Source organism: Azorhizobium sp. AG788, from assembly GCF_004364705.1.
GTDB classification, from domain to species: Bacteria; Pseudomonadota; Alphaproteobacteria; order Rhizobiales; family Xanthobacteraceae; genus Azorhizobium; species Azorhizobium caulinodans.
In genome coordinates, this window is the sequence record NZ_SOBM01000013.1 from 46,683 (window position 1) to 66,333 (window position 19,651).

18 protein-coding genes and 1 tRNA gene are annotated in these 19,651 nt (G+C 67.5%); 9 read left to right on the plus strand and 10 right to left on the minus strand.

What is annotated here, in order from left to right:
• Positions 1–4: 4 nt before the first annotated feature.
• Positions 5–835 (plus strand): phosphodiesterase, encoded by an 831-nt coding sequence (locus DFO45_RS24385; RefSeq protein ID WP_012169317.1) that lies wholly within the window; start codon positions 5–7, stop codon positions 833–835.
• 10 nt (positions 836–845) lie between these two features.
• Here DFO45_RS24385 and DFO45_RS24390 read toward each other — a convergent pair whose 3' ends face one another.
• Genes DFO45_RS24390 through uraH form a run of 3 tightly spaced genes read right to left on the minus strand, consistent with a single transcriptional unit; the run spans position 846 to position 3,899 of the window.
• Entirely contained in the window at positions 846–2,099 is a 1,254-nt protein-coding gene (locus DFO45_RS24390; RefSeq protein ID WP_133866918.1) for an allantoate amidohydrolase, read from the minus strand.
• Positions 2,099–3,538 (minus strand): allantoinase PuuE, encoded by a 1,440-nt coding sequence (puuE, locus tag DFO45_RS24395; protein ID WP_133866919.1) that lies wholly within the window; start codon positions 3,536–3,538, stop codon positions 2,099–2,101. The genes DFO45_RS24390 and puuE overlap by 1 nt, the downstream gene beginning before the upstream one ends.
• A 7-nt stretch (positions 3,539–3,545) precedes the next feature.
• Positions 3,546–3,899: a hydroxyisourate hydrolase gene (uraH, locus tag DFO45_RS24400; RefSeq protein WP_012169320.1), complete on the minus strand. Its 354-nt coding sequence runs from the start codon at positions 3,897–3,899 to the stop codon at positions 3,546–3,548.
• Positions 3,900–4,110: 211 nt separating this feature from the next.
• On the opposite strand from uraH, the gene DFO45_RS24405 reads away from it, so the two are divergent.
• Positions 4,111–5,496 carry a nucleobase:cation symporter-2 family protein gene (locus tag DFO45_RS24405; protein ID WP_133866920.1) on the plus strand — a complete coding sequence of 462 codons (1,386 nt, stop codon included), beginning with the start codon at positions 4,111–4,113 and terminating at the stop codon, positions 5,494–5,496.
• A 239-nt stretch (positions 5,497–5,735) separates the two neighbouring features.
• Here the strand turns inward: DFO45_RS24405 and DFO45_RS24410 are convergent, their stop codons facing one another.
• Entirely contained in the window at positions 5,736–6,662 is a 927-nt protein-coding gene (locus DFO45_RS24410) for a LysR family transcriptional regulator (protein WP_245518251.1), read from the minus strand.
• A gap of 122 nt (positions 6,663–6,784) precedes the next feature.
• Here DFO45_RS24410 and DFO45_RS24415 point away from each other — a divergent pair, with 122 nt between their 5' ends.
• Together DFO45_RS24415 and DFO45_RS24420 are read left to right on the plus strand one after the other, a co-directional pair.
• Complete coding sequence (locus DFO45_RS24415) at positions 6,785–8,008, plus strand: urate hydroxylase PuuD (RefSeq protein WP_133866922.1); 1,224 nt, start codon at positions 6,785–6,787, stop codon at positions 8,006–8,008.
• 94 nt (positions 8,009–8,102) lie between these two features.
• Complete coding sequence (locus DFO45_RS24420) at positions 8,103–9,332, plus strand: ArgE/DapE family deacylase (protein WP_133866923.1); 1,230 nt, start codon at positions 8,103–8,105, stop codon at positions 9,330–9,332.
• Positions 9,333–9,448: 116 nt separating this feature from the next.
• Here DFO45_RS24420 and DFO45_RS24425 read toward each other — a convergent pair whose 3' ends face one another.
• The 4 genes from DFO45_RS24425 to def all read right to left on the minus strand — a co-directional run bounded on the left by DFO45_RS24425 (position 9,449) and on the right by def (position 14,074).
• Positions 9,449–11,506, minus strand: a complete 2,058-nt coding sequence (locus tag DFO45_RS24425) for a HAMP domain-containing methyl-accepting chemotaxis protein (RefSeq protein ID WP_133866924.1) — start codon at positions 11,504–11,506, stop codon at positions 9,449–9,451.
• A 292-nt stretch (positions 11,507–11,798) separates the two neighbouring features.
• Positions 11,799–12,575 (minus strand): tRNA pseudouridine(38-40) synthase TruA, encoded by a 777-nt coding sequence (gene truA, locus DFO45_RS24430; RefSeq protein WP_133866925.1) that lies wholly within the window; start codon positions 12,573–12,575, stop codon positions 11,799–11,801.
• 22 nt (positions 12,576–12,597) lie between these two features.
• Positions 12,598–13,521: a methionyl-tRNA formyltransferase gene (gene fmt / locus DFO45_RS24435; RefSeq protein ID WP_133866926.1), complete on the minus strand. Its 924-nt coding sequence runs from the start codon at positions 13,519–13,521 to the stop codon at positions 12,598–12,600.
• A gap of 34 nt (positions 13,522–13,555) precedes the next feature.
• Positions 13,556–14,074, minus strand: coding sequence for a peptide deformylase (gene def / locus DFO45_RS24440; protein WP_012169329.1), 519 nt, complete (start codon positions 14,072–14,074; stop codon positions 13,556–13,558).
• Positions 14,075–14,156: 82 nt separating this feature from the next.
• On the opposite strand from def, the gene rmuC reads away from it, so the two are divergent.
• The 5 genes from rmuC to DFO45_RS24465 all read left to right on the plus strand — a co-directional run bounded on the left by rmuC (position 14,157) and on the right by DFO45_RS24465 (position 18,679).
• A complete protein-coding gene (gene rmuC / locus DFO45_RS24445; RefSeq protein WP_133866927.1) occupies positions 14,157–15,323 on the plus strand; it encodes a DNA recombination protein RmuC in 1,167 nt (388 codons plus the stop codon).
• Positions 15,324–15,460: 137 nt separating this feature from the next.
• Positions 15,461–16,342, plus strand: a complete 882-nt coding sequence (mutM, locus tag DFO45_RS24450) for a bifunctional DNA-formamidopyrimidine glycosylase/DNA-(apurinic or apyrimidinic site) lyase (protein ID WP_133866928.1) — start codon at positions 15,461–15,463, stop codon at positions 16,340–16,342.
• 83 nt (positions 16,343–16,425) lie between these two features.
• The gene (locus DFO45_RS24455) at positions 16,426–17,445 is read left to right on the plus strand and encodes a hypothetical protein (RefSeq protein WP_133866929.1); all 1,020 of its coding nucleotides are present in this window, start codon (positions 16,426–16,428) and stop codon (positions 17,443–17,445) included.
• A 208-nt stretch (positions 17,446–17,653) separates the two neighbouring features.
• Positions 17,654–18,424 (plus strand): enoyl-CoA hydratase, encoded by a 771-nt coding sequence (locus tag DFO45_RS24460; protein ID WP_012169333.1) that lies wholly within the window; start codon positions 17,654–17,656, stop codon positions 18,422–18,424.
• Between the two features lie 170 nt (positions 18,425–18,594).
• Positions 18,595–18,679 (plus strand) — tRNA-Leu (locus DFO45_RS24465).
• 119 nt (positions 18,680–18,798) lie between these two features.
• Here DFO45_RS24465 and DFO45_RS25145 read toward each other — a convergent pair.
• On the minus strand, positions 18,799–19,122 hold the full coding sequence (locus DFO45_RS25145) for a hypothetical protein (protein ID WP_208299865.1): 324 nt from the start codon (positions 19,120–19,122) through the stop codon (positions 18,799–18,801).
• A 2-nt stretch (positions 19,123–19,124) separates the two neighbouring features.
• On the minus strand, positions 19,125–19,292 hold the full coding sequence (locus tag DFO45_RS25050) for a hypothetical protein (RefSeq protein ID WP_166657248.1): 168 nt from the start codon (positions 19,290–19,292) through the stop codon (positions 19,125–19,127).
• Positions 19,293–19,651 lie beyond the last annotated feature (359 nt).

Here is a 19,651-nt window from a genome sequence, read left to right on the forward strand (position 1 = left end):
GCGTATGCTGATTGCCCAACTGACTGACACGCATATCCGCCTGCCGGGCCGTCTCGCCTATGGCGTGGTGGACACTGCCGCGTATCTGGAACGTGCCGTGGCCTATCTCAGGAGCCTGCCGCGCCAGCCGGACGTGGTCATCGTCACCGGCGATCTGACCGATTTCGACACGCCGGAGGAATACGCCCGCTTCCGGGCGATCACCGCTCCGCTGTCCATGCCGCTCTTGCCGGTGCCGGGCAATCACGACAGTTCCGCCGGGCTGCGCGCGGCTTTTCCGCAGATCGCCCGGCAGGCCGGCGGTGGGGCCAGCGACAAGCTGAACTATGTGGTGGACGGCCATCCGGTCCGCCTCGTTCTTCTGGACTCCTCCGTGCCCGGCAAGCCGCACGGGGAACTCGGGACGGCGACACTCGCCTGGCTCGACGCGCAGCTCGGCGCGGCGCCGGAGCGTCCGACGCTCATCGGCCTGCACCATCCGCCCTTCGTGACCGGCATCCGCCACATGGACGTGCAGAATTTGTTCGATGCAGCGGCGCTGGAAGAGGTTTTGCTGCGGCACCCGCAGGTGCTGGCCCTGACCTGCGGCCACATCCACCGCACGGTGGTGACGGGCTTTGCGGGACGCCCCGCCATGATCGCGCCCTCGCCGGCCCATGCGGTGAGCCTTGCCCTCGCCCCCGACGCGCCGCCCAGCTTCCACATGGAGCCGCCCGCCGTGGCGCTGCATCTGTTCGAGGGCGGCCGGATCGTCTCGCACACCAGCTTCGTCGGCCCCTTCGATGGGCCCTATCCCTTCTTCGACGCGCAGAACCGTCTCGTCGGGGCGGACTGAGCGGCGGGCGTCAGCCGCCCGGCGTATAGCCGCGCACGAAGCGGTTGAGCACGCGGGCGGCGGCGCCGATGTCCTCGGCGCTCGCATATTCGCGGGGATTGTGGCTGCCGTTGCGCGAGCGCACGAACAGCATGGCGATGGGCATGACGCCATTGAGCGACAGCCCGTCGTGTCCGGCGCCTGAAGGCAGGTGCAGGGCATCGATGCCCTCCGCCGCCACCGCCGCCGCAAGCGCCGCCTGAAGCGCGCCGTCGCAGGGGGCCGCGGGCGCGTCATAGGTCTCTTCAAGGGTGCTTGCGAGGCCCCGCGCGGCGGCGATCTCCGCGAGGGTCGCGCGCATGGCGTCGAGGGCGTCGAGGCGGGTCCGGTCGTCGGGCGCGCGCACGTCGAAGGAAAAGCGCACCCGGCCCGGCACCACATTCACCGCGCCGCCGGGAATGGTGAGCGTACCCACGGTCGCGACAAGGCCCGGCGTGGCCTTCGCGAGCCGTTCCAGTGCAAGGATCATGTCCGCCGCGCCGGCCAGCGCATCGTGGCGCATCTCCATGGGCAGGGTGCCGGAATGGCCGGCCTCGCCGGCGAGCTCAATGGTGCCACGGGTCGCCCCGGCGATAGCCGTCACGATGCCCACCGGCAGACCCTTCGCCTCCAGCACCGGCCCCTGCTCGATATGCACTTCCACATAGCCGAGCGCCCGTCCGGCGCGGCTGCAGGCGGCATAAGCGTCGGGATCAACGCCAAAGGCTTCAAGTGCCTCCCGGCGGGTGACGCCGTCCGCGTCCTGCGCATCCAGAGCTGCGGCATCGAAGCGGCCGGCGAGGGCGCGGGAGGAGGTGAGGGTGGAGGGAAAGCGCACGCCTTCCTCATCCGCAAAGGCATGCACCTCCAGCGCGAAGGGCAGGCGCACGCCGTCGGCATGCAATTGCTCCACCACCGCGAGGGCGACGACGACGCCGAGATTGCCGTCGAAGATGCCCGCATTGCGCACGGTGTCGATGTGCGAGCCGAGGATCAGGGCGGGCGCATCGGGCTGTGCGCCCTCATAGCGGCCGACGACCGAACCGGTAGCGTCGAGATGCACCGCCATGCCGGCCTGCGCGAACCAGCGCGCCACTTCCGCCGCCGCCGCCTTGTGGGCGGGCGAGAGGGTGAGGCGGGTCATCTCGCCCGGCACGTCTGTGAAGCGCGCGAGCGCTTCAAGGCGCGCTAGGAGCCGGCTGCCCTCCAGAACATCGGTGGCACTGCTTTCGGTGGCCACGGACATCACGCGGCGCCCCGCGACGGCAGGATCTGCTGGAGGCGCAGCAGGCAGATGCGCTCGATCTGGGCGAGGGCTTCCGCATGCTCGGCGGCAACGTCATGGGCCAGGCGCCGCTCGAAGGCCGCGAGGATCTCCGCCTTGGAGCGCCCGCGCACCGCCATGATGAAGACGATGCCGAATTTCTGCCGGTAAGCGTCATTCAGCGCCGTGAAGCGGGCCTTCTCCTCGGCGGTCAGGGCATCGAGGCCCGCGGATGCCTGCTCGTCCGTGGAATCCGGCGTGAGCAGCTTGGCGGCGGCGAGGCGGCCGGCGAGGTCCGGATGGGCATTGATGACGGCGAGCTGCCGGTCAGGCGATGCTGCGCGCAGCACGGCGACGAGCGCGGCCTGTAAGCCCTCCGCCGTATCGTGCGCGGGCGTGAGGCCGGTGTCATAGGCCGCTTCCGCGATCCAGGGCGAATGCTCGATGATGCTGCCGAAGCGCTCCACGAACAGCGGGCGGGAGAGACGCGAGGGCACATAGCCGCCCTTGGGCGGATGGTGCGCCACCCAGTGGCGGGCGATGTCGAGGCGTCGCGCCACCCACACCCGCTCATGGTCGGCGATGTAATCAAGGAAGCGGGCGAGCGCCTTCGCCCGGCCGGGACGCCCCACAAGGCGGCAATGCAGGCCCACCGACATCATGCGCGGGGCGGTCTCGCCTTCCGCATAGAGCAGGTCGAAGCTGTCGCGCAGATAGGCGAAGAAGTCGTCGCCCGAGGCATAGCCCTCGGGAATGGCGAAGCGCATGTCATTGGCTTCGAGCGTATAGGGCACCATCAGGAAGGGGCCGCGCTCGCTCTCGATCCAGTAGGGCAGTTCATCCGCATAGGTGTCGGCGGAATAGAGAAAGCCGCCCTCGGCGATGGTCAGGGGCAGCGTGTTCTCGCTGGTGCGGCCCTGATAGAGGCCGAGCGGCCGTTCGCCCGCCACTTCGGTCTGGATGCGCACCGCTTCCGCAATGTGCGCGCGCTCGGTCTCGGCGGAGAGGTTGCGATAGTCGATCCAGCGCAGGCCGTGGCTGGCGATCTCCCAGCCGGCCTCGTTCATGGCCGCGACTGCCTCCGGATTGCGCTCCAGCGCCTTGGCGACGCCGAAGATGGTGACCGGCATGTTGCGCGCCGTGAACAGGCGATGGAGCCGCCAGAAGCCGGCGCGGGCGCCGTATTCATAGATGGACTCCATGTTCATGTGCCGCTGGCCGGGCCAGGGCTGGGCGCCGGAGATGTCGGACAGGAACGCTTCCGATTCCGTGTCTCCATGCAGCAGGCAGCGCTCGGCGCCTTCCTCGTAATTGATGACGAACTGCACGCAGATCCGCGCCTCCCCCGGCCAGCGCGGATGCGGCGGGTTGCGGCCATAGCCGATGAGATCGCGGGGATAATCGGAGGCGGGAGCGGGCATCGGAACCTCAGGAGCCGCGATAGGTGGAATAGGCCCAGGGCGAGCAGAGCAGGGGCACGTGGTAATGCCCGTCCTCGCTCAGCGTGACGCGCAGGGGCACCTCGTCGAGGAAGGGGGGCTCCGCTACTGGCGCTCCGGAGGCGCGGAAATAGGCGCCCACGTGGAAGACCAGCTCATAGGTGCCCGCACGATAGTCCTCGCCGGCCATCAGTGGCGTGTCGGTGCGCCCGTCCGCATTGGTCTGCCGTTCCGCGACCCGTTGCCGCGTGCCGTCCCCGGTGATCGCGAACAGTTCCACGCGCACGCCGGCCGCCGGGCGGCCGAGCACGGTGTCGAGAACATGCGTGGACAGGCGCCCCATTGGGAATCTCCCTTGCATCTGCCGACGAGCATACATGCGGCGGCAGACAACCATTATACGAAAAAATTAGCAGATATTCTTATTTATCGGCCATATCGCATGGCGGAAAAATGCCGTTTGATGGACGGCAAACGCGCGGGAGCCTCGGCTCCAAGACGCGGGCCTCAAGAAGAACAAACCTTTCAGATGCTCACACAGGCTGGGGGACAGCATGGCTGTGGATGCGGTCGATGAATTCTTGCCGGCGCCGAAGATGGCGGCGCTGGGTTTGCAGCATGTTCTGGTGATGTATGCCGGGGCGGTCGCCGTGCCGCTCATCATCGGCCGGGCGCTCAAGCTTTCGCCTGAGGATGTCGCTTTTCTGATCAGCGCCGACCTCTTCACGTGCGGACTGGTGACGCTGGTGCAGTGCATCGGCTTTCCCGGCGTCGGCATCCGCCTGCCGGTGATGATGGGTGTCACCTTTGCCTCCGTCGGCCCGATGATGACCATGGCGGCCACCGCCGACATCGGCCTCCTTGGGATTTATGGCGCGGTGATCGCCTCCGGCATCTTCGCCATTCTCATCGCGCCCTTCATCTCCCGCATGCTGCCGCTGTTTCCGCCGGTGGTGACGGGCACCATCATCCTCGTCATCGGCATCTCGCTCATGCGGGTGGGCATCAACTGGGCCGGCGGCGGCCTGCCCATGCTGACCAAGGTGGTCAATGGCGAGGTCGTCACCGTGGCCAATCCCAATTACGGCCAGTTGCCGGGGCTCGGCCTCTCGCTCTTCGTTCTCCTCGTCATCCTCGCGCTCATCCGCTGGGGCAAGGGCTTCGTGGCGAATGTGGCGGTGCTGCTCGGCATCGTGGCGGGCGCGGTCCTCGCGAGCTTCACCGGCGTGATGCATTTCGAGAAGGTGGCGGCGGCGCCCTGGTTCGGGCTCGTGTTGCCGCTGCATTTTGGCTTGCCGCATTTCTCGCTCGTGCCCATCGCCACCATGTGCATCGTGATGGTGGTGGTGATGATCGAGAGCCTCGGCATGTTTCTGGCGCTCGGCGAGATGACCGGCCGCACGGTGGACCAGAAGGCGCTGGCGCGCGGCCTCAGGGCCGATGGTGTCGGCACGCTGCTGGGCGGCCTGTTCAACACCTTCCCCTACACCTCCTTCTCCCAGAATGTCGGTCTCGTGGGCGTTACGGGCGTCAAGTCCCGCTGGGTGACGGCGAACGGCGGTCTCATCATGCTGGCGCTCGGCCTGCTGCCGAAGATGGCGGCGCTGGTGGAGGCGGTGCCGCAGGTGGTGCTGGGCGGGGCGGGCCTCGTCATGTTCGGCATGGTGGCGGCCACCGGCGCGCGGATCCTGACGGCGGTGGATTTCAAGACCAACCGCTTCAACCTCTTCATCGTCGCCATTTCGGTGGGTTTCGGCATGATCCCGCTGGTGGCGCCGAACTTCTTCAAGGCACTCCCGCACGAACTGCACCCGCTGCTGGAATCCGGCATCCTGCTCGCCGCCATTTCGGCGGTGGCGCTCAACGTCTTCTTCAACGGCATGAAGGGCGCCAGCCTCGACGAGGTGGTCGCTGCCGCCAAGCAGGCGGACGCGCATTGAGCGGGAGCGAAGGCCGGTGTTGCGCGGGCGGAGGGGGCTCTACCCCTCTCCCCAGCCCTCCCCCGCAAGGGGGGAGGGGGCGCGTTGCATTGTCGTCGATCGCGGCACTCATTCTCTGGCGCACCGCCAACCCTCCCCCCTTGCGGGGGAGGGCAGGGAGGGGGGTGGAACGGCTGGGGCCGAACGCGCCGTCTGCGGGAAAGCGACGGCGCGGCGCCCACCCAAGACCCACCCGCCCTTCAGGCGGGCAGCTTCTCGCCGATCTTGGCCAGTTCCCGCGCCACATAGCGTCGGGCGTCGTCCACCAGCATGTCGGCGAATGTCTTCACCTTCAGCGGCACCAACTGGCGGGCCGGATAGAGCACGGCCAGAGTCATCGGGCGTGGCGGGTGGCGCTCCAGCACGGGCACCAACTGGCCCGCGGCCAGCGCGTCGGCCACCTCGAAGCGGGGCTTCACCACGATGCCGCGTCCTTCAACCGCCCAGACGGTGAGCACGTCGCCGTCGTCCGCCTCGAGATGGCCGGCGACCGGAACGGCAAGGTCCTTGCCTTTGTCGGTGAGCATCCAGCGCAGTTCGCGGGAGGTGGCGTGGCGCATCAGAAGGCACTGGTGGTTCAGAAGGTCGGCGGGCTTCTCCGGCACGCCATGCCGGTCCAGATAGGCGGGTGCGGCGCACAGGATGCGGTCCACCTCCGCCACCTTGCGCAGGATGGTGCTCGAATCCTCGAAGGTGGCGAGGCGCAGCGCCACGTCGATGGATTCGGCGATCAGGTCGGGCATGTGCTCGGAGAGGCGCAGGCGCACGTCGATCTGCGGATAGGCGTCCTGATAGCGCGCCGCCATGGGGGCGAGCAGCCGGCGGCCGAGATGCAGCGGCGCCGTCACCCTGAGCGCCCCGCGCGGCAGGGCGCCCAGCTCGGAAATGCTGGTTTCGGCCGTATCGATGAGGCGCAGCGCCTCGGTGACGGTCTCGTAATAGACGCGCCCCTGTTCCGTGAGACTCATGCGCCGCGTGGTACGGTTGAACAGGCGGCAGCCGAGGTGCTTTTCCAGAACCTGGATGCGGTGGCTGACCACATTGGGGGAGACGCGCAGCCGCCGTGCCGCCTCCGAGAAGCTGTCGCTTTCCACCGCCTGGGTGAAAGCCCGCATGTTTTCGAGCACGCCGTCGATCCTCTGGATTGCCGGCACTCTATCCAAGGCGCTCCCCGTGGCCAATGCCATCGGGCCGGGCGCCGCCGCAATTGCGCGCCGTCGGGCCGCGCGATCCGTCACTGAGGGCAGACATGGAACCCATCCTGCATGAATTCGGCAGCCTGCTGCTGCGCTGGGCCCACATCACCGCCGGCATGGCCTGGATCGGCGCCTCCTTCTATTTCATGCATCTCGACGCCTCGCTGAAGCCCTCGCCGGACATTCCGGCAGGCAAGGGCGGTGAGGCCTGGGAGGTCCATGGCGGCGGCTTCTATCAGGTGCGCAAATATCTCGTGGCGCCGGCCGCGCTGCCCGATCACCTGACTTGGCACAAGTGGCAATCCTATGCGACCTGGCTCTCCGGAGCGGCGCTGCTGATCTGGACCTATTACTACCAGGCCAGCCTCTATCTGATCGATCCCAGCGTCTATGCCATGTCCCCACTCATGGCGGCGGCCATCGGCATCATCGCCATCTTCGGCGGCTGGGTGTTCTATGATCTCGTCTGCCATTCGCCGCTGGGCAAGAGCGATCTGGCGGTGGGGCTGGTGATCTTCGTGTTCATCGTGGCCATGGCCTTCTTCTTCCAGAAGGTCTTCTCGCCGCGTGGCGCCTTCATCCATATCGGCGCGCTGATGGCCACCATCATGACCGCCAACGTCTTCTGCGTGATCATTCCGAACCAGCACAAGGTGGTTGCGGCGCTCAAGGCCGGCGAGGAGCCGGATCCGGCCTATGGCAAGGCGGGCAAGCTGCGTTCCTCCCACAACAACTATTTCACCCTGCCCGTCATCTTCCTGATGATGTCCAACCACTATCCCATCACCTATTCGACGCCTTATGCCTTCGTCATCGTGGCTCTGGCGCTGGTGGGCGGGGCCATCATCCGGGTCTTCTACAACAAGCGCCATGCCGGGCAGGGCAACTGGTGGTGGTGCTGGCTGGTGGCGGCGGCCTGTCTTGCGGCGGCGATCTCCATCTGCCTCACCACGACACCCGCCGGCCGCACCGCGCTCGGCTGGCCGCCGCTCGTCACCACGGCCGAGGCCGCCGCGCTGCCGGCGGTGGACGTGCCGGAGGATGTGCAGAATGTGGTTCTCGGCCGCTGCTCCATGTGCCATGCGGCCCAGCCCTTGTGGGACGGTATCGCCATCGCCCCGCGCGGCATTCTCCTCGACACGCCCGAGGCCATCGCCCGCAACAAGCCGCTGATCCTCATGCAGGCGGCCCTGACCCACGCCATGCCGCCCAACAACATCACCGACATCACCCCCGACGAGCGGGCGCTGCTGAAGGCCTGGGCCACTGCGCCCTGAGCCGCCGCCCGAACCTTGCCGCTTGACCTCGCCGACGCGGCGGGCCACCCACCCCTGACGAACATCCCGTTCCAGACGAAAGAGACCTCGACCCATGTCCAGCCTTGACCCGGCCCGCCTGCGCACGCTCCTTGCCGAGACCGCCGACGCCCAGCAGGCCTTCCTCGCCGAGCTGGTGAAGGTGCCCTCCGACAATCCGCCGGGCGACTGCGCGCCCCACGCCCGGCGCGCAGCCGAGCTGTTGGAGGGCCTCGGCTTCGAGGTGGAGCGCCATGTGGTGCCGCAGGACAAGGTGACCGCTGCCGGCATGGTGAGCGTGACCAATCTCATCGTGCGCCACCGTTTCGGCGATGGCCCGGTGATCGCGCTCAACGCCCATGGCGACGTGGTGCCCCCCGGCGAGGGCTGGTCGCAGGATCCCTATGGCGCGGCGGTGGTGGACGGCGTGATGTACGGGCGTGGCGTTGCCGTCTCCAAGTCGGATTTCGCCACCTACACCTTCGCCCTCGATGCGCTGAAGCGCTCCGGCCTGCCGCTCAAGGGCACGGTGGAACTGCATTTCACCTATGACGAGGAAATCGGGGGCGAGGTCGGTCCCGGCTGGATCATCTCCGAGAAGCTGACGAAGCCCGATGCGGTGATCTCCGCCGGCTTCGCGTACGCCGTGGTGGTGGCGCACAACGGCTGTTTGCACCTTGAGGTGGAGGTGAAGGGCAAGTCCGCCCACGCGGCGCTGCCGCACACGGGCGTCGATGCGCTGGCGGCCACCACCAAGGTTCTTGAGGCCATCTACGCCTATCGCGACACGCTGAAGGCCACCGTCTCCCCCACCAAGGGCATCGGCTCGCCGCAGATCACGGTGGGGCTCATCTCGGGCGGCATCAACACCAATGTGGTGCCCGACCGCATCACCCTGCGCCTCGACCGCCGCATCATTCCGCAGGAGCAGCCGGAGGCGGTGGAAGCGGAAGTGAAGACGCTGATCGAGAAGGCCGTCGCGTCCTACCCCGGCGCGTCCGTCGATATCCGCCGCATCCTGCTTGCCCGGCCGCTGGTGCCGGATGCGGAGAGCGAGCGCATCGCCGGCATCCTCTGCCGCAACGCTTCCGAGGTGGTGGGCGAGTCGGTCCTGACCAACGGCGTGCCGCTCTATACCGATGCGCGGCTTTATGCCGAGGCGGGCATTCCGGTGGTGCTCTATGGCGCCGGCCCCCGCACCATCGAGGAAGCCAACGGCCACCGCGCCGACGAGAAGCTGCGCCTCTCGGACCTGCGCCTCGCCACCGAGGTGGTGACGCGCACGCTGGCCGAACTGCTCGCCTGAGCCCTTCCGGGCGGAGCGCGTCTCCGCCCTGTGTGCGCGGAGTCAGTCCCAAAATTGCAAACGCCCCGGATCGGCCGATCCGGGGCGTTTTTATTGGCGTGATTGCGAAACCGGGATCAGGCGCTCTTGCGGGTCCAGAGCGTCTCGATCTGGTTCACGAAGTCCGAGGTCACGCCCTGGAGCCGGACGGCCTGGTCCTTGAGCGTATCGGCCGCCGTGCGGCTGCTGCGGGCAGCGTCCAGCGTCGCTTCCGCCTCGGTGAACACGGTGTCGAGCCGGGTGCGCGCCACATCCGCATGCTCCGAGGTGCGCTGGGCATTCTCGGCGACGATGGTGGTGGACGAACTCTGCTCTTCCACGCTCGCCGAGATGCCGGTGACGTGGCCCTTGATGGCCTCCACCTGATCGGAGATCTGGCGGATGAAGTCCGCCGCGCCATTGGCCGCCTGTTCGATGGCGCCGATCTGGGCGCCGATCTGCTGGGTGGCGCTGGCGGTCTGCTGGGCCAGCGACTTCACCTCCGTCGCCACCACCGTGAAGCCCCGTCCGGCCTCGCCCGCGCGCGCCGCCTCGATGGTCGCATTGAGGGCCAGCAGGTTCGTCTGCTCGGCGATCTGCTGGATGATGCGGGTGATGTCGCTGATCCGGGAGGCGGAGACGGCCAGTTCGCCGATCACCGTGTCCGTCTGGCGCGCCCGCTCCACGGCGTCGAGGGTGAGGCGCACGCTCTCGTCCACGCGCTCGGCAATCTCGCGGATGGAGGACGCGAACTGGGTGGACGTGGAGGCGACCTCGGAGATGCCGCCGCTGGTGGCTTCCACCGCATTGCGGGCCTCGCGGGCGCTTTCCTTGGTGCTGTCGGAGATCTGGAGCAGGCTCTCGGAATGCTTGCCCACCCGCTCCACGTCGCGGATCACGTCCGTGACGATGGAGGAGACGCTCTCGCGGAAGTTTGCGGAAAGCTGCTGCGACAGCCGCTGGCGCTCTTCTTCCTCGCGCCGGGCGCGCTCGGCATTCTCCGCTTCCATCGCCTTGACCGCGATGAGGTTGCCCTTGAACACCTCCAGCGCGCGGGCGAGGAGGCCGATCTCGCTCTTCTCGTGACGGCTCGGAATGTCCACGTCCGTATTGCCCTGCGCCACCTCCTGTACGGCGGCGGCGAGCCGGTGCAGCGGACGGGCGATGGAGATGGCGACGAGGAGCGCCACGAGCACGCCGACGATCATGGCGCCGATGGACACGCCCAGGATGGCGGTCTTTGTCCAGGAGCCCAGCTCGAGGGCATTGTCCACGGTGGAGCGCTGGAGGGCGGCCTGCTGGTCGCTCACCTCGTTCACGAGATTGACCAGCTGGGTGTGCGCCACATTGACGGTGTCATGCAGGATGCGCGCGCGGTCCAGCAGCGCCGGAAGCAGGCTGTTGACGCCGGCCGCATAAGCGGTGACGGGCTTGAGGCCCGCCTCATAGGCTTCCTTGTCCGCCGGGTCCGACGAGGACTTGATGAGGTCCTCGAACTGTGCGGCGATGGCTGCCCATTCCTTGCGGCTGGCATCGGCGGACTTCGCCAGTTCCGGCGGATTGATGGTCTCTATGCTGGTTGAGGCCTCGTTCATGAGACGCGTCAGGTTGAGGCGGCCGGCATTCACCTTGGCCTGCAGCGTCGCCACCAGCGCCGCGCCATCCGCATCGAACACCAGCTTCTTGCGCTCGATCAGCGCCTCGAAGGCCTTGTCGATCTCCGGCACGACCGCGACGAGCTTGCTGCGGTCCTGGATCGTAGCCGTGGTCTTGGTGGTCGCGTCCCGCATGCCGGCGGCATAGCGGGCATAGATGCCCTCCGCCGCCGTCTGGCCGCTGGCCGCAATGAAGCCGGAGCCCTGCTGGATCGCGGTGTCGAGATCGCCGGTCTTGCCACCGAGCATCGCCGCTTCGGCGCGCGGCCAGACCTCATTGAGGCGGCGCTCCAGCAAGGTGGCGGCGGCGGTGCGGTCCATCGCGTTGCGCATGGCGGAAAGATCACCGCCCAGGCGCGAGAGGGTCATATAAGCGTACAGGCCGACCGACAGGATCAGCAGGATCAGGAAGCCGAAGCCCACCGAAATCCGCGCGACGACGGACATGTTGCGCAGCAGCCCGCCGCTGCGCTCCCCTTCCTGCAATGACGTCGTTGCCATGTGTCCATGCCTCGCAACCAGAATTACAGGAAAATAATGATTATTTTTTCCTCAATCCTAGAAACTGGGCAATGAAGGTGTCCAATTATGAAACCTGATCACGTCCGATCATCTGAATTTATCGGAGGTACGCAAATGCACATTTGCGCATCTGCGGTTGCAGTTTTGCGCTTCAGGGCTGTGGCCGCTGGAAAAAGCGCGGGTCGATTTCCGGTGGGCTGAGGGCGCGCGGCCACAGATGGCGCAGTTTTGAGCGCATCTTGTGCGGCTGCTTCTCAGGCACAGGCGCCCTTCAGAGGTGGTCCGGCGCCCCAGCCTCCACAATCGGTTCGGGATAGCTCACCGCGGCGAGATAAAGACCGCAGGCGGGCGCCATGGGGCCGCAGCGGCGGCGGTCGCGGGCGGCGAGCGCATCGGCCAGATCGTCCGCACTCCAGCGGCCTTCCCCGACCCGGATCAACGATCCAACCATGGAGCGCACCTGATGGTGCAGGAAGGATCGGGCCGAGGTGACGATGCGGATGTCATCGCCGATGCGGGTAACGTCCAACTGGTCGAGCGTCTTTTCCGGCGAGGCGGCCTGGCATTCGGCGGCGCGGAAGGTGGTGAAGTCGTGCTTGCCCAGCAGGCGCTGGGCCGCCACGTGCATGGCGGATGCATCCAGCTTCTGCGGCACACGCCACGCCCGGTCGCGGTCCAGCGCGAGGTCCGGCCGCCGGTTGACGATCCGATAGAGATAATGGCGCTTAACCGCCGAGAAGCGGGCGTCGAAATCATCCGCCACGCGCTCCACGGCGACCACCGCCACGGGATGGGGGCGCAGGTGGGCGGTCATGGCGTCGCGCACCTGATCCGGCCGCCAGTGCCGCGCGAGGTGGATATGGGCGACCTGTCCCGTGGCATGGACGCCCGCATCCGTGCGCCCGGCGCCGGCCACATGGGCCTCCTCGCCGGAGAAGCCCTTCACCGCCGCCGCCAGCACTCCCTGCACGGTCGGCAGCTCCGCCTGGATCTGCCAGCCGGCGAAGGGGGTGCCGTCATATTCGATGGTGAGCTTGTAGCGGGGCATGGTGGGGGCGGAACCGGCCGGCTCAGGCCAGCCGCGTGCCCTCGGGCACGTCATTGCCATTGAGGAAGGTGGCGGCGCTCATGGGCTGCTTGCCGGCCTTCTGGAGCTCCGTCAGCCGTACGGCGCCGGTGCCGCAGGCGATGGTGAGCTGATCGTCGAGCGCCGTCCCCGGCGCGCCCGTGCCGTCCGCAAGAGTGGAGCGCAGCACCTTCACCCGCGCCTCGTCGGCCCCGAAGGGGAACCAGGCGCCGGGGAAAGGGGAGAGGCCGCGAATGGTGTTGTGCACCTCCGCCGCCGGCCGGTTCCAGTCGATGCGGGCTTCCGCCTTCTCGATCTTGGACGCATAGACGATGCCCTCGTCCGGCTGCGGCGTGAAATCGAGCCCGCCCCGTTCCAGCGCCGAGAGCGCGCGGCCCATGAGGTCGGCGCCGATATAGCTCAGGCGATCGTGCAGTTCGCCGGCCGTCATGTCGGAGCCGATGGTGACGCGCTCCAGCAGGCCCACCGGGCCCGTGTCGAGCCCGGCTTCCATCTTCATGACGGCGATGCCGGTTTCCTTGTCCCCCGCCATGATGGCCCGCTGGATGGGCGCGGCGCCGCGCCAGCGGGGCAGCAGCGAAGCATGGAGGTTCAGGCAGCCGAGCGCCGGAATGTCGAGGATGCTGGTCGGCAGGATGAGGCCATAGGCCACCACCACCGCCACCTCCGCGCCGAGTTCCCGGAACTGCGCGGCAGCCTCCTCGCCCTTCAGCGATTTCGGCGTGAAGACCGGGATGCCGAAGCGCTCCGCCACCGTGTGGACGGGCGAGGGGACGAGTTCGAGGCCGCGGCGGCCCGAGGGTGCGGGTGCGCGGGTATAGACCCCCACCACCTCGTGCCCGCGGCCGACGATCTCGCTCAGGGTGGGCACCGAGAAATCGGGCGTGCCCATGAAGACGATGCGCATGGCGCGAAACCTGTTCAGAGGAGAGGAGGGCGCGTCAGGCGCCGGCTTCGCGGCGGGCGGCCTTGGTGAATTTCTTGATGACCCGCTCTCGCTTCAGCCGCGAGAGATGGTCGATGAAGAGCACGCCGTTGAGATGGTCGATCTCGTGCTGGAGGCAGGTGGCGAGCAGACCGTCCGCCGCGATCTCGTGGGTCGCGCCCTTCAGGTCCTGATAGCGCACGGTGACCTGCGCCGGACGCTCCACTTCCTCGTAGTATTCGGGAATGGAGAGGCAGCCTTCATTGTAGAAGGAGGTCTCCTCCGAGGCCGAGACAACCTCCGGATTGATCAGGACAATCGGGTTCTTCGGCGCATCCTCGCGCGCGATGTCGATGGTGATGACGCGCTTGTGGACGCCCACCTGAATGGCGGCGAGCCCGATCCCCGGCGCGTCATACATGGTTTCCAGCATGTCGGCGGCAAGCTTCTCGATCTCCTTGTCGATCCTCGGGACCGGCGCGGAGATCTGCCGCAACTGCGGCTCGGGAATGATGAGGATCGGGAGAATGGCCATGTCCGCCAGATAGGCGAAGGTTAGGAATTGGTCAACATGTTCGCTGTTTGTTCAAGGTGGTGAAACTTGCTACAGATCCGCCATGACGAACACGCTGCTTCCTGCCGCCGGCTCGGGCTGGGCGTCCGGTGATCTGATCGCCGGGGCGCTGGTCTGCCTCGCCCTGCTGATGGCGGGTCTGCTGGTCGTCGTCTGGCGGCTTGCCGGCGCGCGCGGGCAGGAGGGCGACGAAAGCGCGGCGCGGTCCGATCTTCTGGAAGCGGGCCTGCGCGATCTCGCGCGCCACCAGTCCGAGACCGCCGGCCGGGTGCAGGCGATGGCCGAGGTGCTGGCCCAGCGCCAGAGCGACATGGCGCGGGCGGTGTCCGAGCGGCTCGATTCCACCTCCTACCGTCTCGGCGAGAGCTTCAACACGGCGGCCCGCGCCACCCATGAGAGCCTGACGACGCTCGCCGAGCGCCTCGCCATGGTGGAGCGGGCGGAAAAGAGCCTCAGCGATCTGTCCTCGCAGGTGATGTCCCTGCGCGAGACGCTGGCCAACAAGCAGGCGCGCGGCGCCTTCGGGCAGGCGCGCATGGAGGCCATCGTCTCCGACGGCCTGCCACGCGACAGCTTCGCCTTCCAGTACACCCTCTCCAACGGCCGGCGGCCCGACTGCGTGATCTTCCTGCCCGGCGATCCGCGCCCGCTGGTGGTGGACGCCAAGTTCCCGCTGGAGGCCGTGACCGCCTTCCGCGAGGCGCAGAGCGCAGAGGCCCGCAAGGCGGCCGGCAACCGCCTCGCGCAGGACATGATGAAGCACGTCAATGACGTGGCCGAGCGCTATCTGCTGCCTGGCGAGACGCAGGACGTGGCCATCATCTTCGTGCCTTCCGAGAGCGTCCATGCTGAACTGCACGAGCATTTCGACGCCGTGATCCAGCGCGCCTACCGCGCCCGGGTGATCCTCGTCTCGCCCTCGCTGCTGATGCTGGCGATTCAGGTGGTGCAGGCCATTGCCAAGGATGCGCGCATGCGCGAGCAGGCGGACGCGATCCGCCGCGAGGTGGGCCTGCTGGTGGAGGATGTGGCCCGTCTGCGCGAGCGGGTGGGCGATCTCTCCAAGCATTTCGCCCTCGTGGGCGACGACGTCTCGCGGGTTCTGGTCTCGGCCGACAAGATCGCCCGGCGGGGCCTGCGGCTGGAGCAGCTCGATTTCACGCCCGCCCCGCCGCCTTCCGGCATCGCCGCACCCGGACCTGTGGAATAGGCGTTTCGGCGCCCGGTGCGGTGTGCGGCTGCGCTTTGGTGCTTGCGCTCCTGCGTCGCACCGATAGCCTGAGGGGGAATGCACGATTCAAGCTGCCGCGCCGTTTTTTGGGCGATGGGCAGGAGGTGATTGAGGAAATGCCTGAACTCCCAGAGGTGGAGACTGTCCGCCGGGGGCTGCTCCCCGTTTTGCAAGGGGCTGTGATCGAGAGTGCCGAAGCCCGCAGGCCGGACCTGCGCTGGCCGCTGCCGGAGGGGTTCGCGGAGCGGCTGACCGGGCGCCGGGTCGAGGCGGTGGGGCGGCGGGCGAAATATCTGCTGGCGGATCTCGACGGCGGCGAGGTGCTGATCGTGCATCTCGGCATGTCCGGCTCCATCCGCATCGAGGGTGCGCAGGTGAAAGGCCGGCCCGCGGGCTTCTATCATCCGCGCGGGGAGCCCGGGACCCACGACCATGTGGTGTTCCATCTCGCCGGCGGCGCCACCGTGACCTTCAATGACCCCCGCCGCTTCGGCGCCATGCTGCTGGTGCCCTATGACCAGCTCGACAGTCATCCGCTCCTGAGCAGCCTCGGGCCGGAGCCGCTCGGCAACACCTTCCACGCCGACTATCTGGCGCAGGCCTGTGCCGGCCGGCGCACCAACCTCAAGGCCGCGCTGCTGGACCAGAAGGTGGTCGCCGGGCTGGGCAACATCTATGTGAGCGAGGCCCTGCATCGGGCGGGCCTCTCGCCGCGCCGGATGGCCTCGACCCTCGCCTCCGTGTCCGGCGCGCCCAATGTGCGCACCGAGCGCCTTGTAATCGCCATCCGGGACGTGCTGCGCGAAGCCATCCAGGCGGGTGGTTCTAGCCTGAAGGACCATCGTCAGGTGAATGGCGAACTGGGCTATTTCCAGCACAATTTCAAGGTCTATGACCGCGAGGGTGAGCCATGCCCGACCCTCAGGTGCAAGGGGCATGTGCAGCGCATCGTGCAGGCGGGCCGCTCCACCTTCTTCTGCGCCACCTGCCAGCGCTGAGGCGGCGCCTCGACTGCGGTTTCCCGCTGGCCGTGGCGCACCCGCCCCGGCTATGAGGGGGCAGCGGGAGAGGGGATATCCAGATGCATGAGGCCGAGGCGGGGGACGTGGGGGAAGCGGCGGCGCCCGACGCGCCGCGCAAGACCCGCAAGCCTTATGTGTGGAACCCGCCCCCTGTGCCAGACTGGGCGGACCTGCGCGCCGGCGGGGAGCGGCGGGCCACTTTCCTGCGCTACTGGCGCACGGCGGGCCTCAAGGACCTCGGCGATTTCGCCTTCCATTATGCCTTCCGCTTCATGCCCATCGACCTGTGTTCGGCCATCGGCGCCGCCATGGGCCGCCTTGCCGGCCGCTTCGGCTACAAGGAGAACGCCGTCCGCGCGCGGGCCAATCTGCGCCGCATCGACCCCACGCTCTCGGAGGTCGAGATCGAGGCCAGGGTGCGCAGCCATTTCGAGAATGTCGGACGGGTCATGGCCGAGTTCTCCATCCTGCACCGTCTGGTGAAGGCCGGGCGCATCACGGTGGAGAATGACGGACCGGCGCTCAAATGGAGCAAGGACGGCCCGCTCATCTTCATCTCCTGCCATACGGGCAACTGGGAGGCGACCGGTGCGCTGATGCATGCCGTGGGGATCGACTGGTCGGCCATCTACACGCCGCCCGGCCGTCCGGCCCAACATGTCATCGCCAATCGCGTGCGGGCCCGCTTCGGCGTCCATCTGCTGCCGCCGGGGGCGCCGGGCATCCGCCCGACCATCCGCCTGCTGCAGGAGGGCGGCACGCTCTCCATGTTCTGCGACGAGGTGCACCACGGCAGGGTGATGGCGCCCCTCTTCGGCCGTCCGGCCCATGTGGACGGCAACCTTGCCATCGCCGTGCGCTTTGCCCGGATGACCGGCGCGAAGATCATCGTCGGCCACTGTACGCGGCTGAAGGGCGCCCGCTTCCATGTCCACTGTTCGGACCCGGTGGACCTGCCCTCGCACACCGACCCCGACGTGCCGCTGATCGAGGACGTGAAGGTCCTCGATGCGATGCTGGAGCCCATCATCCGCAAGAATTGCGGGCAATGGTATTTCCTCGACAATAGCTTCGACTGAGCGCGCCGGAAGGGCACATTCCCACGGCTCGCGTTCGGCTCTACTCGATAGGCGAGCGGGCGATTCACCGACCGGATGGAACCGGGATGCGGTTCCATCCGGTCGGATCGCGTTCTAGACAGGCGGGACGCCGCTCAGCGGTGACATCCGGTTCATAGGGCCGATGAACCGGACGGCGAACAGCGGCCCTGGCTTCATGGAGACGCGCATGGCTTACGAGACGATCCTGGTCGAAACCCACGGCAAGGTGGGGCTCATCCGCCTGAACCGGCCGCAGGCGCTCAACGCGCTCAATCGCCAGATCATCACCGAGCTGAATGCCGCCCTCGATGCCTTCGAGGCCGACACGGGCATCGGCTGCATCATCCTCACCGGCTCGGAAAAGGCCTTCGCCGCCGGCGCCGACATCAAGGAGATGCAGGACTTCACCTATCCCCAGACCTATCTGGACGACTTCATCGCCTCCTGGGAGCGCCTATCGCGCACCCGCAAGCCGGTGATCGCGGCGGTGGCGGGCTTCGCGCTCGGCGGCGGCTGCGAACTCGCCATGATGTGCGACTTCATCCTCGCCGCGGACACGGCGAAGTTCGGCCAGCCGGAGATCAAGCTCGGCGTGATGCCCGGCGCCGGGGGCACCCAGCGCCTGACGCGCTTCGTCGGCAAGTCCAAGGCCATGGAGATGTGCCTCACCGGCCGCTTCATGGATGCGGCGGAGGCCGAGCGCGCCGGGCTCGTCTCCCGCGTCATTCCCGCTGCCGATCTGGTGGACGAGGCGCTGAAGGTGGCGGCGGTCATTGCCGACATGTCGCGCCCCGTCGCCATGATGACCAAGGAGAGCGTGAACCGCTCGTACGAGACCACGCTCACCGAAGGCATCCGCTTCGAGCGGCGGGTCTTCCATTCCATGTTCGCACTGGCGGATCAGAAGGAAGGCATGAGCGCCTTCGTCGAGAAGCGGAAGCCGAATTTCGGCGGCTGATGGCCCGATAATCCTTGCGGCGCCTCGCTTCCGGTGTGGCGCCGTGAGGGGGCTGGCCGGTGTTACCCACAGGCTCTCCATCTTTCCTTGGCCGGCTCGCTGTGGCCCGTTGACAAGGCGCAGGCCGAACCCTAGAACGGCCTCCTCTCGACGGCCTCGCGGCCCGAGGGGCCCAGGTGGCGGAATTGGTAGACGCGCTGGTTTCAGGTACCAGTAGTGAAAGCTGTGGAGGTTCGAGTCCTCTCCTGGGCACCATCCCTTTCAGGGTGTGCCTTCCCGCTCAAGTCGGAACACTCCCATCGGCAGCAGGATCGTATGATCCGCGCCTCATGTTTCAAGCGCCCGCATCCGATATCGGATGCGGGCGTTTTGCGTTATGGGCTTTCGTTTGTCCGTGTCGCGCCGCCGGCACGGGGCGCATTCTCATCCCGCACGGGCGGCGGCACTTCGGGGGATGGCGGCCTCGGCAACACCTGCGTCTGCGCGGCCTCGTCATAGCCGCGGCGGCTGGAGATGAAGAGCAGCGCCATCAGTCCGCATCCGATGACGACGGACAGGATGACGCCGAGCACCAGCGGCACATAATCGCCTCCGGCGAAAGGCGCGTCGGCCGCGGCTTGCCAGGTGGAGGTCATCCACCAAAGGGACAGGCCCAGAATGGCCAGCAGCGGCACCAGTATCAGCAGGCTCCGCCCCATCATCATCTCCTCTCGTGGGAGGGAGGCACGGTGGGCGGTGGATCGGTGCGGACCGAAGCGCTCTCCGGCACGATGCCGGTCGTCTGCCGCTCGCCCTGCATATCTGACAGATAGGAGAAGCCGACGACCGACATCAGGACGACGGCTGCGAGTGCAAAGCCCTTGCTCATGCTGACCTCCTTTTTCAAAGGTCAATTCCGGGCGCGCGGAGCTGTTCCCCATAATGCCGTCGTGGGACAGACGGGTGGAGCGAGCGCTCGCTGTCACCGTCCGTCGAGTGGAACGGTCGCTATCGGGATCGCCCGCAGAGCCGTCCACTGTCGTGGGCGGGCTCTGGCGCCTCCGCAGGCGCCTCCCCATATCTGTGACATCCAGAACGACAGCAGTAGCGGCGCCCGGCGCAGGGGATTGCATCATGCGCCTTGAGGTGTCGGCTGTGCAGATATCTCAAAGTAACGACGCTACACGAGATGTGAAGTCAACGGCCGTTCCGCAGCAGACGGTGGCCGTGCTATAGATGTTGCAATGC

Excerpts from the sequence above, each read along its gene's own strand:
- mutM (WP_133866928.1), top strand. The coding sequence starts at position 15,461 with ATGCCTGAACTCCCAGAGGTGGAGACTGTCCGCCGGGGGCTGCTCCCC.
- DFO45_RS24425 (WP_133866924.1), bottom strand. The coding sequence starts at position 11,506 with ATGGCAACGACGTCATTGCAGGAAGGGGAGCGCAGCGGCGGGCTGCTG.
- uraH (WP_012169320.1), bottom strand. The coding sequence starts at position 3,899 with ATGGGGCGCCTGTCCACGCATGTTCTCGACACCGTGCTCGGCCGCCCG.
- puuE (WP_133866919.1), bottom strand. The coding sequence starts at position 3,538 with ATGCCCGCTCCCGCCTCCGATTATCCCCGCGATCTCATCGGCTATGGC.
- DFO45_RS24455 (WP_133866929.1), top strand. The coding sequence starts at position 16,426 with ATGCATGAGGCCGAGGCGGGGGACGTGGGGGAAGCGGCGGCGCCCGAC.
- DFO45_RS24405 (WP_133866920.1), top strand. The coding sequence starts at position 4,111 with ATGGCTGTGGATGCGGTCGATGAATTCTTGCCGGCGCCGAAGATGGCG.
- DFO45_RS25145 (WP_208299865.1), bottom strand. The coding sequence starts at position 19,122 with ATGGGGCGGAGCCTGCTGATACTGGTGCCGCTGCTGGCCATTCTGGGC.
- DFO45_RS24460 (WP_012169333.1), top strand. The coding sequence starts at position 17,654 with ATGGCTTACGAGACGATCCTGGTCGAAACCCACGGCAAGGTGGGGCTC.
- def (WP_012169329.1), bottom strand. The coding sequence starts at position 14,074 with ATGGCCATTCTCCCGATCCTCATCATTCCCGAGCCGCAGTTGCGGCAG.
- fmt (WP_133866926.1), bottom strand. The coding sequence starts at position 13,521 with ATGCGCATCGTCTTCATGGGCACGCCCGATTTCTCGGTGCCCACCCTG.
- DFO45_RS24415 (WP_133866922.1), top strand. The coding sequence starts at position 6,785 with ATGGAACCCATCCTGCATGAATTCGGCAGCCTGCTGCTGCGCTGGGCC.
- rmuC (WP_133866927.1), top strand. The coding sequence starts at position 14,157 with ATGACGAACACGCTGCTTCCTGCCGCCGGCTCGGGCTGGGCGTCCGGT.
- truA (WP_133866925.1), bottom strand. The coding sequence starts at position 12,575 with ATGCCCCGCTACAAGCTCACCATCGAATATGACGGCACCCCCTTCGCC.
- DFO45_RS24385 (WP_012169317.1), top strand. The coding sequence starts at position 5 with ATGCTGATTGCCCAACTGACTGACACGCATATCCGCCTGCCGGGCCGT.
- DFO45_RS24390 (WP_133866918.1), bottom strand. The coding sequence starts at position 2,099 with ATGTCCGTGGCCACCGAAAGCAGTGCCACCGATGTTCTGGAGGGCAGC.
- DFO45_RS24420 (WP_133866923.1), top strand. The coding sequence starts at position 8,103 with ATGTCCAGCCTTGACCCGGCCCGCCTGCGCACGCTCCTTGCCGAGACC.
- DFO45_RS25050 (WP_166657248.1), bottom strand. The coding sequence starts at position 19,292 with ATGAGCAAGGGCTTTGCACTCGCAGCCGTCGTCCTGATGTCGGTCGTC.